The 12,274-nt window shown below is 42.5% G+C and carries 10 protein-coding genes; 7 read left to right on the forward strand and 3 right to left on the reverse strand.

What is annotated here, in order from left to right; translation table 11 throughout:
* The first annotated feature begins 81 nt into the window (after positions 1–81).
* The 7 genes from MHI16_RS18350 (at position 82) to MHI16_RS18380 (ending at position 9,677) form a co-directional block, all read left to right on the forward strand.
* The gene (locus tag MHI16_RS18350) at positions 82–1,077 is read left to right on the forward strand and encodes a LacI family DNA-binding transcriptional regulator (RefSeq protein ID WP_058013278.1); all 996 of its coding nucleotides are present in this window, start codon (positions 82–84) and stop codon (positions 1,075–1,077) included.
* A 172-nt stretch (positions 1,078–1,249) separates the two neighbouring features.
* The gene (locus MHI16_RS18355) at positions 1,250–2,515 is read left to right on the forward strand and encodes an extracellular solute-binding protein (RefSeq protein ID WP_058013277.1); all 1,266 of its coding nucleotides are present in this window, start codon (positions 1,250–1,252) and stop codon (positions 2,513–2,515) included.
* Between the two features lie 144 nt (positions 2,516–2,659).
* A complete protein-coding gene (locus MHI16_RS18360; protein WP_058013276.1) occupies positions 2,660–3,898 on the forward strand; it encodes a sugar ABC transporter permease in 1,239 nt (412 codons plus the stop codon).
* Position 3,899: 1 nt separating this feature from the next.
* Entirely contained in the window at positions 3,900–4,742 is an 843-nt protein-coding gene (locus MHI16_RS18365; protein WP_012011808.1) for a sugar ABC transporter permease, read from the forward strand.
* 11 nt (positions 4,743–4,753) lie between these two features.
* The gene (locus tag MHI16_RS18370; protein ID WP_058013275.1) at positions 4,754–5,962 is read left to right on the forward strand and encodes a glycosyl hydrolase 53 family protein; all 1,209 of its coding nucleotides are present in this window, start codon (positions 4,754–4,756) and stop codon (positions 5,960–5,962) included.
* Positions 5,963–5,985: 23 nt separating this feature from the next.
* Positions 5,986–8,052 carry a beta-galactosidase gene (locus MHI16_RS18375; protein ID WP_058013274.1) on the forward strand — a complete coding sequence of 689 codons (2,067 nt, stop codon included), beginning with the start codon at positions 5,986–5,988 and terminating at the stop codon, positions 8,050–8,052.
* Between the two features lie 296 nt (positions 8,053–8,348).
* Complete coding sequence (locus tag MHI16_RS18380) at positions 8,349–9,677, forward strand: citrate:proton symporter (protein WP_058013273.1); 1,329 nt, start codon at positions 8,349–8,351, stop codon at positions 9,675–9,677.
* Between the two features lie 41 nt (positions 9,678–9,718).
* On the opposite strand, the gene MHI16_RS18385 is transcribed toward MHI16_RS18380, so the two are convergent.
* The 3 genes from MHI16_RS18385 to MHI16_RS18395 are packed head-to-tail and all read right to left on the reverse strand — an operon-like array spanning position 9,719 to position 12,055.
* On the reverse strand, positions 9,719–10,147 hold the full coding sequence (locus MHI16_RS18385) for a DUF4064 domain-containing protein (RefSeq protein ID WP_058013272.1): 429 nt from the start codon (positions 10,145–10,147) through the stop codon (positions 9,719–9,721).
* A gap of 28 nt (positions 10,148–10,175) precedes the next feature.
* Positions 10,176–11,129 (reverse strand): ABC transporter permease subunit, encoded by a 954-nt coding sequence (locus MHI16_RS18390; RefSeq protein WP_058013271.1) that lies wholly within the window; start codon positions 11,127–11,129, stop codon positions 10,176–10,178.
* Entirely contained in the window at positions 11,126–12,055 is a 930-nt protein-coding gene (locus MHI16_RS18395) for an ABC transporter ATP-binding protein (protein WP_081042248.1), read from the reverse strand. The genes MHI16_RS18390 and MHI16_RS18395 overlap by 4 nt, the downstream gene beginning before the upstream one ends.
* Positions 12,056–12,274: the final 219 nt, after the last annotated feature.

The following is a 12,274-nucleotide window of genomic DNA, read 5'->3' on the forward strand; positions in this document are numbered from 1 at the left end:
AAAACAATTTAATAAAAATATTTACTAATTTTTTTAAAGACTCTATACTAGAAGGAGATATTTTCTATAGGAGGTGCTGATTTGGCAGCTAAAATAAAGGACATTGCTGAAAAAGCCGGATTATCCATTGCGACTGTATCTCGCGTACTGAACCAAGACCCCAACCTATCTGTCACGGATCAAACACGCGAGAAAGTATACGCCGCCGCTGAAGCTTTGTCCTATCAAAAGAAGACATTCAAACATTCATTAAAAAAAATCGCCTTTCTCTATTGGATGACAGAAAAGGAAGAGCTTGAAGATATTTATTTTAAATCCATCCGTCTGGGCATTGAGGAACTTACGAATACTCGTAGTTTAAATGTCACCGCTTACAAACCATCTGACGGGCTTCACTCCATTGATCCTTCTACAGAAGGGATCATTGCCATCGGCCGATTTAAAAAGTCAGAGCTTGACCAATTATATGCGATCACCCAGCATATCGTTTTTATTGATACGTCACCAGATGAAGACCGTTTTGATTCTGTAAAGCCAAACCTGAAACGCATTGTTGAAAAGATCATCGATTCTTTTATTGAAAAAGAACATACATCCATTGGATTTGTTGGCGGCACAGACCTTGATCTGAATACGAATATGCATATTCCAGATATTCGTGAAACGACTTTCCGTGAATATATGATGGCTCACAATGTCCTTGATGAGCGATTGGTCTATGTCGGTCACCATTTCTCAGTGGATGAAGGTTATGCGCTGATGATGAAGGCGATTGATGAGCTTGGAGATGACTTGCCATCCGCATTTTGTGTCGCTAGTGATCCTCTTGCCATCGGCTGCTTACAAGCATTAAACGAGCGCGGATTTTCTCTGCCGAACCGCGTGAGCGTCTTTAGTATCAACGATATTCATGTGTCTCAATATGTATCACCACCGCTCACCACGTATCATATCCACACATCTTTGCTTTGTGAAACAGCAGTCGATTTACTGTTAGAAAGACTTGTAGACGGCAGAACATTACCGAAAACTGTGCTGATTGCCTCAGAGCCTGTCTTTCGAAAAAGTACAATCTAAACAACTGGAAGCCCCGTCCAATCTGGAGGGCTTCTTTTCTCTCTATATGAGTAAAAAATTTTACTTAATAAATTTAATAAAACATGTTTACTTTTTTTACTCAAGTTGATATTCTCACATTAAGAAAGCGTTTTCTTATTATCTATGAAAAAAGAACGAGAGGGGATTACGAATGAAAAAGGGAAAATGGGCGACATTATCAGCAGTCGTTGGGACTGCTGTGCTTCTGCTTTCAGCTTGCGGACCGGGAGATGACAATTCAAGCGGAACACAGCCAGCATCTACAGGTACAAAGACCTTGCTAGTGTGGGAGGATGTCAAAAAATCTGATGGGATTCAAGACGCTGTAAAAGAATTCGAAAAACAACATGATGTGAAAATCAAAGTGGTCGAAAAAGCTTATGCCGACCAAATTGAAGCTCTCCGCCTAGATGGAGCAGCTGGGACAGGTCCAGATGTCATCACGATGCCTCACGATCAAATTGGATCAGCTGTCACTGAAGGGCTATTACAGGAAATGAAGCCCGATCAAAAAGTGATGAACTCCTTCACAGACGAATCCATTCAATCACAAACGGTAAACGGCAAGCTGTATGGTCTTCCTAAATCCGTTGAAACGACAGTGCTTTTCTATAATAAAGATCTTGTCAAAAAGGCACCAACGACACTTGATGGCTGGTATGATCTTTCGAAAAAGCTGACAAAAGACGGAAAGTACGGTTTTGTTGCGAAATGGGATGAAATTTACTACGCACAAAGTGTTTTAGGCGGATCTGGGGGTTATATTTTCAAGCAGAAAAGCGATGGCTCTTATGATGTCAATGACATTGGTCTGAACAATGATGGCGCCATCCAAGGCGGAGAATACATTCAAAAATTCTTTAGCGAAGGACTTTTCCCGAAAGGCATCATTGGTGAACAAGGAATCAACGTCCTCAACTCCTTATTCACAGAGAAAAAAGCGGCTGCTGTCATTTCTGGTCCATGGTCATTTGGTCCATTTAAAGAGGCGGGTATTGACTATGGTGTGGCCGAGCTGCCAACACTCCCTAACGGAAAACATATGAGCTCATTCTTAGGTGTGAAGAGCTACAACGTCTCCTCTTATTCTAAAAATAAAGAACTAGCTGAGAAATTTGTTGAATTTATCACGAATGAAAAAAATTCGAAGAAGCGCTTTGAATTGACAGAGGAAATTCCACCAGTGAAAAAACTGATGAAAGATCCAATCATTACGGAAAACGCGAATGCGGATGCTGTTTCAAAACAAACGAAATACGCCACACTGACACCGAACAATCCTGAAATGGCAGAGGTGTGGAAGCCGATTGACAGTGCATTAGGTCTCATTGCAACTGGTCGTACAGATGTGAAAAAGGCATTTGATGATGCGGTCAATCAAATCGACTCTCAAATTAAAGCAAATCACTCCAAATAACATCAAATGCGGGTAGTCGGTAGTTTATCAAACTGCCCGTAGTTGATCTAATTTCATATGAAGTAGGTGTTAGACGTGACGGGTAACCTTGAACTAGACCGCACACACACAGTGGAATCAAAGACACACCGGAGACGGGCGCTAATGTTCTCCTTTATACCCGGGATGGGGCAGATATACAACAAACAGTACGGCAAAGGGGCACTCTTTTTCCTGTTCGGCATCGCTTTTTTGATTGTATTTTATGATTTATTCAATATTGGCTTCTGGGGACTGTTCACACTGGGGACGATGCTGCCTCGTGACAACTCTGTTTTTCTTTTAGCAAAGGGGATTATTGCGCTGTTAACAGCTGGTTTTGGTATCGGCTTTTATGTACTCATGATGCGTGATGCTTTTATGAATGGAAAGAAACGGGATCAAGGGGTACCACTTCATTCCATCCGTGCTCAATATCATCAGCTCATCGATCAAGGCTTCCCTTACTTAATGAGCACTCCTGCTTTCTTTTTACTTCTATTTTCTGTTGTCTTTCCTATTATGTTCAGCTTTGCGCTTGCCTTTACGAACTATGATTTATACCACTCACCTCCTGCCAATCTGATCGACTGGGTAGGAATCAAGAACTTTCAAAATATCTTTTCCATTGATATTTGGAGAGACACCTTCATTGATGTACTTGGCTGGACCGTCGTATGGACTTTGGCTGCATCGACCCTTCAATGTGCCCTCGGCATCTTTTTAGCGGTTCTGCTCAATCAGAAGGATTTAAAGGGAAAACGGTTTTTCAGAACCATTTTGATTCTTCCTTGGGCTGTTCCAGGCTTTGTGACCATTTTGGTGTTTGCTGGACTGTTCAATGATACATTCGGGGCCATTAACAATACACTTTTTGCATCGATAGGGATTGATCCAAAACCATGGCTGACAGATCCATTTTGGAGCAAAATCGCCCTCATTGCGATGCAGACTTGGCTTGGATTTCCTTTCGTTTTCATTATGACAACAGGCGTTTTGCAGGCAATTCCCGAGGATTTATATGAGGCTGCGACCATTGATGGAGCCAATTTTTTTCAGAAATTCCGGTCCATCACGTTACCGCTTGTTCTCTATTCCATTGCCCCCATCCTCATCACACAATATACGTTTAACTTTAACAACTTTAATATCATCTACTTATTTAATGGCGGAGGACCGCCTGTTGCGGGGTCAACCGCTGGAGGAACGGACATCTTGGTATCTTGGATTTATAAACTCACAATGCGGTCCTCTCAATATGCACTCGCTGCGGCTGTCACGATTTTACTTTCAATCTTTGTCATCGCCATTGCACTCTGGCAGTTTAAGAGAACGAATTCATTCAAAGAGGAGGACATGATGTGATATGGGATCAAAACAAAACAAGCTCATTCGCCTGAGCATTACTTATTTTATCCTTTTCATTGCCTCCATTTGTATTCTATATCCACTGCTTTGGACAATCGGTGCTTCCTTTAATCCTGGAAACAGCCTCATGAGCACAAGTATGTTTCCGAAGAATCCAACGTTCAGTCACTTTACCGAGCTCTTCTTTGGCCAAGGCGCACTTTATGCAAAATGGTATTGGAACTCCATGAAGATCAGTATTGCCACAATGTTGTTAACGTTGATTCTTGTTAGTTTTACAGGCTATGCCTTTTCTAGATTCCGTTTCAAAGGACGGAAAAATGGGCTGATGCTCTTTTTGCTGCTGCAAATGATTCCTCAATTTTCAGCGCTGATTGCGATTTTCGTTTTGGCTCAAATGCTTGGACTGATTAACAGCCATCTTGCACTGATTTTGATTTATGCAGGCGGACAAATTCCGATGAATACGTATTTAATGAAAGGCTATCTTGATGCGATTCCGAAAGATCTTGATGAATCGGCCAGAATGGACGGCGCAGGGCATTTCCGAATTTTCATCCAAATTATTATGCCGCTTGCTAAACCCATTTTGGCGGTTGTCGCCATCAACTCATTTACAGGACCACTGGGTGATTTCATCATCTCCAGTGTCATTGTCCGCTCACCCGAAATGTATACACTCCCGATCGGTCTGTACAATCTAGTGTCAGACAAAATGGGGGCCAGCTACACGACCTTTGCAGCCGGGGCTTTACTCATTGCGATTCCAGTCGCTTTATTGTTCCTTGTGTTACAAAAACAATTTGTGTCCGGCCTCACACAAGGTGGGACAAAAGGATAAGGGGAGATTTGATGAAGAAATGGATGCTTGTGACGGTTATCGTTTTCTTTTTGATGGGGTTAGGGATTTTACCTGAAGCAAAAGCGGATGCCATTTCCGTTCAGCCGATCAATGGACTGCAAGGTGATTTCATTAAAGGAGCCGATATCTCCATGCTTGCGGAGGTGGAGAGAAGCGGGGGCAGATACTTCGACCAGAACGGAACACAGGTGGACCCGCTCAAGCTATTAAAGGAAAAAGGCGTCAACTATGTGCGCATTAGACTGTGGAACCATCCATACGACAACCAAGGTCGTGCCTATAATGGCGGGACAAATGATCTTAATACAGCCATCGCTTTATCGAAACGCGCAAAAGCACAAAATATGAAAGTACTGCTTGATTTTCATTACAGTGATTTCTGGACCGATCCTGGTAAACAGTTCAAACCGAAAGCATGGGCATCTCTTTCACAAAACGATTTGGTAAAAGCGGTTGGCACTTACACTGGGGATGTACTCAAAACGATGAGAGCCCAAAATGCACTGCCGAACATGGTACAGGTTGGAAACGAATTGAACTCAGGTATGCTCTGGCCGAACGGCAAAAGCTGGGGTGAAGGCGGGGGTGAATTTGACCGGCTTGCTGCTTTGCTAAAAGCGGGAACAAATGCGGTTCGCTCTGTCGATTCAAACATGAAAGTCATGCTTCACCTTGCCCATGGCGGGGACAACGGGGCCTCCCGCTGGTGGTTTGATGAAATCACCAAAAGAGGCGTCTCATTCGATACGATCGGTTTATCTTACTACCCGTATTGGGACGGGGAATTTAGCGGTCTTACTAACAATATGAATGACATTAGCGCCCGCTATCACAAAGACGTCATCGTGGTAGAAACCGCCTATGGCTTCACAACAGCAAATGGCGACAACCTAGAAAACTCATTTAACCAAGATTCAGTCAATACTGCTGGCTACCCAGCTTCACCTCAAGGCCAGGCATCTTTTATACGAGATCTATCAGAAAAAATTTCACAAGTGAAAAACAATCGCGGGAAAGGGTTCTTTTATTGGGAGCCGCTTTGGATTCCAGCGAAAGGTGCCCCGTGGTCAAGTCAATATGGGCTGGCTTATATCCAAACAACCGGTACAGTCGGAAATGCTTGGGAAAATCAAGCGATGTTTGATTTCAACGGAAAAGCACTGCCTTCTCTAGACGTATTTAAACAAATGACACCGTAATTAAAAGGATAGGACGTGACAAAATGGGAAAGCGTTACCCACTCGTTCACCCAAATGTGAAAGGCTTTTTGCATGGTGGCGATTATAATCCAGATCAATGGCTTCATATGCCAGAAATCATTGACGAAGATTTTCGATTAATGAAGCTTGCACATTGTCAAACATTCTCCATCAACATTTTCGCATGGAGTAAGCTAGAGCCAAAAGAAGGTCAGTATGATTTTGCATGGCTGGATGACATTATGGACCGCTTGGCAGCTCAGGGGGCACACGCCATTCTTGCAACACCAAGCGGAGCTAGGCCTGCTTGGCTGTCACAAGCATATCCTGAGGTATTGCGCGTCGAAGCGAACCGTCAGCGTAATTTACATGGACTGCGCCATAATCATTGCTTCACCTCACCAGTTTATCGAGAAAAAACGAATACGCTCAATCGTTTGCTCGCTGAACGCTACAAAGATCACCCAGCACTGATCATGTGGCACATTTCGAATGAGTACGGCGGCGAATGTCATTGTGATCTCTGTCAGGAAGCATTTCGAGGCTATTTGAAAGACAAGTACAATCATGACCTTGAAGCTTTAAACCAAGCATGGTGGACGGGGTTTTGGAGCCACACGTATAGTGATTGGTCACAAATCGAATCACCTGCACCACACGGGGAGCACATGATTCACGGAATGAACCTAGACTGGAAACGCTTTGTCACAGCGCAAACGATCAATTTTTATCAAAATGAAATTGAACCGCTGCGGGAATTGACGCCTCACATCCCAGTGACCACCAACTTTATGGGCGACTACCCGCATATGCGCCCATTTCTCGGACTGGATTATCATGAATTTGCAAAAGAGGTCGACGTAATTTCATGGGATAGTTATCCAGCATGGCATAGCGGCAGAGAAACAACCGCTGAATTAGCGTCAAACGTAGCCTTCGTTCACGACTTATATCGTTCATTAAAGGACGGTCAGCCATTTCTCGTGATGGAGAGTACACCTAGCCTTGTGAACTGGCATGAAGTGAATAAGGTCAAACACAAAGGCATGGCACACCTTTCTGCCATACAGGCGATTGCCCACGGATCAGACTCTGTGCTTTACTTCCAGTGGCGCCAAGGACGAGGTGCCTCCGAGAAATTCCATGGCGCCGTAGTCGATCATTCTGGACATGAACATACGCGCGTGTTTCAAGAAGTCGCTGATCTAGGGAAACAGCTGGAGCAGCTGCAGCCCATCGCAGGGACATCCGTTCAACCAGAAGTCGCCATCATATACGATTGGGAAAACCACTGGGCCATTGATGATGCGCAAGGCTTAAATAATACAAACAAACGCTATGTAGAGGCTTGTCAAACTCATTATCGAAGCTTTTGGAAAAAAGGCATCCCTGTTGACATTGTCGGCATGGAAAAGGATTTCTCATCCTATCGTGTGCTCATTGGTCCAATGCTCTACATGATCAAACCAGGCGTTGCAGAAAAAATTGAAGCCTTTGTTAAAGCGGGCGGCATTTTTATCGCAACCTATTGGAGCGGTATGGTCGACGAAAATGACCTCTGTTTCCTCGGCGGTTTCCCGGGTCCTCTTCGCCATGTACTTGGCATTTGGGCGGAAGAAATCAACACATTGATGCCAGATGAACACGTATTAATGACCACAGGAAATGGACGCACCTACCATGTCGGGCAATATTGCGAATCCATCCATCCTGAAACGGCCTCTGTGTTAGGACATTTTGAGAATGGCTGCTACGAAGGACAGCCAGCCCTGACTGTCCATCCTTTTGGAGATGGAAAGGCATACTATATGGCTTCCGAAAATGAGCAGATTTTTTATGATGAGTTTTACGAGGATCTCATCACAGGAATGGAGATACAGCCCGTCCTATCAGCGGTGATTCCAGAGGGAGTCAGTGTCCAAAAACGAACAGATGGGTCGCAGGACTATGTGTTTATGATGAATTTCACGGAAAAACAGCAGCTCCTTTCACTAGATTCAGAAGAGAGCTATCAAAATATGCTGACAGGGCAACATGTGCCTCAAGAGCTTCACCTTGATCCTTACGAGTACATTATTATGAAAAAATAGATTGAAAGAGGCGTCTACTCATTGGACGCTTCTTTCATTTTGGTGAATCTAAATACCTATATAAATTTATGTATTTTAAATATAAACTTGAACCTTTATATTTTATCTAAATTTTTTGACATGTTTCATCCTGCGCCAATACTGGTTCGCCCATCCTTTTTCACCATTTTATAGGTATGAAAGCGGTTGCCTAATACTCATATTTTTGATACCCTTTTTTTCAATGCAGATATGGGACTGCATTGTCATAAAAAGAGCAAGAAAATGTAAACGGTCTATTGTAGGGGGAGGGACTTATGTTAACGTTTGTTGGATTGTTGATTATTTTAACGATTGTTGTATTGCTGATTTGGGGGAAAGCAAGTCCGATTGTTGCCATGGTCATGGTGCCTTTAATCGGGGCATTCATCGCAGGATTTGGGATTAATGACATTCAAACATTCTTTGAAGAAGGGATTATCAAAGTACTGCCAGTGGCGACCATGTTCATTTTCGCCATTTTATTTTTTGGCATTTTACAAGATACAGGGTTCTTTGAACCTGTAATAAAAACGCTGATTAAACTGACTAGGGGAAATGTAGTCACGGTTGCGATGGGGACAGCTCTAATAGGAGTCATCGCTCATTTAGACGGAGCAGGAGCGACTACATTTTTATTAACTGTACCTGCACTGCTTCCACTTTATAAAAAATTACATATGAGTCCGTACTTATTGCTGCTTTTGATCGGGACGAGTGCCGGCTTAACGAATATGGTGCCGTGGGCTGGCCCCACAGGACGGGCAGCAAGTGTGTTGAACATGGACCCATCCGAACTTTGGGTGCCGCTCATCCCCATTCAGCTCATTGGGGTCGTTCTCGTATTAGGAATGGCATTTATTTTAGGAAAAAGAGAAGAAAAACGCATTCGCGTCAAAATCGCCGCAAATGAAATCGCTGCTGTTCAATTAGAAGGCGCAGATTGGGACCGGGCTATTCAATCTATTAGCGAGACAGGTGATGCTGCTTTAAAACGTTATCACTTGATTTGGGTGAATTTCATTCTGTTTATAGCCGTAGTTGTCCTTCTTGTGCTCAACGTGATTCCGGCTAGTTATATGTTTATGATTGGTCTTTCTCTCGCACTATTAATTAACTATCCGAAAGTGGATGTACAAATGGAGAGAATCAAGGCGCATGCACCTAGTGCACTCATGATGGCCGCTGTTATTTTCTCCGCAGGTTCGTTTCTAGGCATTCTCGAAGGAACGGGAATGCTAAAAGCTATTGCTGTGGACAGCATTCAAATTCTACCTGCTTTCCTGCTTCCATTTTTACATATCATTGTCGGGATGTTTGGGGTACCACTGGATATGCTGACAAGTACAGACGCTTATTATTATGCACTTCTGCCAATTGTCGAATCCATCACATCTGAGGTTGGTGTGACGGGCACTTCCGCGGCGTATGCCATGATGATCGGAAACATCATAGGAACCTTTGTCAGTCCTCTCGCTCCAGCCGTTTGGCTTGCGATCGGTCTTGCAGGAGTCGATATGGGGAAACATATTCGCTACTCTTTCTTCTGGATGTGGGGATTCAGTATTGTTCTACTGATCGTTGCCAAACTGATAGGCATTATTTAAATAAAAAAAGACATGCGCACAGCGACGCATGTCTTTTTTATTTATGAAGGATATTCATTAGTGTGAATGTCTGTATTCGGCTTTCTAATAAGAGACATTAATCCAATGATAAACAATAGAACCATTGGAGCGAATGCAAGACCGATTGTTCCAATTAAAAGAGTCACAGCAGACACCAAGAAAAGAACACCTGAAATCACGGCACGGCGGTCTGTTTTCAAAAGAATCACAGCGACAATCGACAGCACTGCTGCAATTCCAGAAACGACCATAAACTGCGTACCAAATGCATTGACTGAAGCTTGAAGCGTTTCAATCGGTAATGTTTCGCCTTCCTCTTGTAACACTTCATTAATTTCATTATAAAATGATGGACCTACCGAGAGGATTAAGGCTCCAAATCCAACACCAATGGCATTGAGGACAATACTAATAATCCCCATAATTTTTTCACCTTTACGACTAATCATGTGTAAACCTCCTAAAAATTTTTAAAATTTAACTGCCTGTTTTCACTTCTCGTTTTTGGAAGACAATTAAGGCAATGGCTAAGAAAATAGCCCAATAGATGACTAGGACGATTAGTGAGAATCCTAGAGACATGTCTTCGATAAAAGTAGGTGTGTCTGCAAAATATTGTGCAGGATCATTGGCAAACAATAAGTATTTCGCCCAATCAAAGAAGAACATCAAAATGCTTGTGATGGATGCTCCAACAATATACGCTAACACACTGATCGCGATAGAAATGGCCTCACTTCTAAATACCGTTGAGATGGCAAAAGAAAGTGTCCCTAATACAACAAACATAGCACAATGTGCCAAATAATAAGAGACCATATTTGCAAACTGAGACCGCTCAATGACTTCACCATTTTGATAAGCCAAATGCACATAGTCATGATTTAGTCCAAAGAATATCGCACCTAAGATAAATGATAGGATAAATAACACCGCGATAAGAAATAGAGAATAAAGTTGAACAGTAAAGTATTTAGATAAGAGAATCTTCATTCTTGATGGTGGACGAATTAACAATAATTTAATTGTACCATGCTTATATTCAGCCGAGACAATGGTGGCTGCAATGATAATCACAAACACACCGACCAGCTGCAGCAAATCAGCATTGATCTTCACATAAGCCCATGCATTTTTACCGAATTGATCCGCAGGAGGCAAATCATGCTTGATTCGATACTCATTGATCGCTATATCCTTTTCAAGAGATCTCTTATAAAATCCTATATTATCCTCTTTCAATTCTTGTTTCTTTGCTTTATTGATCGATTGCAGCTCAATCTTCCAATCACCTGATGCCTGATCTCCGTCATTTGTCTTAACCGCAAAGATCAACGTGGCAATCATCCCTAAAACAAGAAGTCCAACCATAATCCAAGTTCCAATACGATAACTGATCTTCATCCACTCGTTTTGAATGAGGCGAATCATACGTCTGCCTCCTTTTTACTTGTTAAGCTTAAGAACTTATCTTCTAAGGTTTGTTTTTCAATTTTGATTTCGTACAAATGAATGGACGCGCCGCTTAAATGACGAATCAATTCCGGCATTTTCTCTTCTGACAAGGAGAAGAATAAATACTGCTCCTCTTCTCTTACAGTCGTGCCTTCCTCAAATATACCAATGAGCTTCTGTGTTTCTTCCAGCTCACCAGATGCGACCTTCATTCGATAATTGACCAATTCGTCTTGATTCGTCTCTGCACGCTGATCCTCAATCGCTATCAGCTTGCCTTTTTGGATAATCGCAAAACGATCACACATCAATTCCATCTCTGACATGAGGTGACTTGAAACAATGACAGCTAGCCCTTCTTCCTTTGCAAGCCTTCTCAAGTAATCTCGTATCATGCGAATTCCCTCTGGATCAAGTCCATTGGTCGGCTCATCTAAGATTAGCAGTTTCGGTTTATGTATCAATGCCTGAGCAATCCCCAAACGCTGCTTCATTCCTAATGAAAACGTACGGACACGCTTATGTTTCACATGCTGCAAACTAACTAGTTCTAGCAGCTCATCAATTCGCCCTTCATCCACTTTCCCATTCATTCTGGCAAAGTGAACAAGATTTTGTCTGGCTGTTAAATGATTATACATTTCTGGGTTTTCAATAATGGCACCAACATCTTGGATGGCATGCTGATATGAAGATTGAATACTATGACCATTAATCAGAATGTCACCAGATGTAATTGGAGAAAGACCGACCATCATACGAATGGTTGTCGTTTTCCCTGCGCCGTTTGGTCCTAAGAAGCCAAAAACTTCGCCCGCTTGGACAGAAAAGCTCAAGTCTTGAACGATCTTTTTCCCGTGAATATGCCTAGATACATTATGCAGTTCTAAAACGTTCGTCACGTTACCTCTCCTTCTTTGTCTAAGTATCATCTATCATCTATTTCCAAATAAACACCATGATCCGTTAAAAATAGAAGAACACTTCCATATGGTACAGCAATGCCCAAAAGTTGTGAAGGGGATGAGCCAAAATTTAGTGAATCATCTGTCTTTTTTAAGGTAGGGTTAAGAAAACAACCATTTTTTATGTGAAAAGAGGCTTGATTTTTTAAAAATGAA

Source organism: Bacillus sp. FSL K6-0923, from assembly GCF_038630825.1.
GTDB classification, from domain to species: Bacteria; Bacillota; Bacilli; order Bacillales; family Bacillaceae; genus Bacillus; species Bacillus pumilus.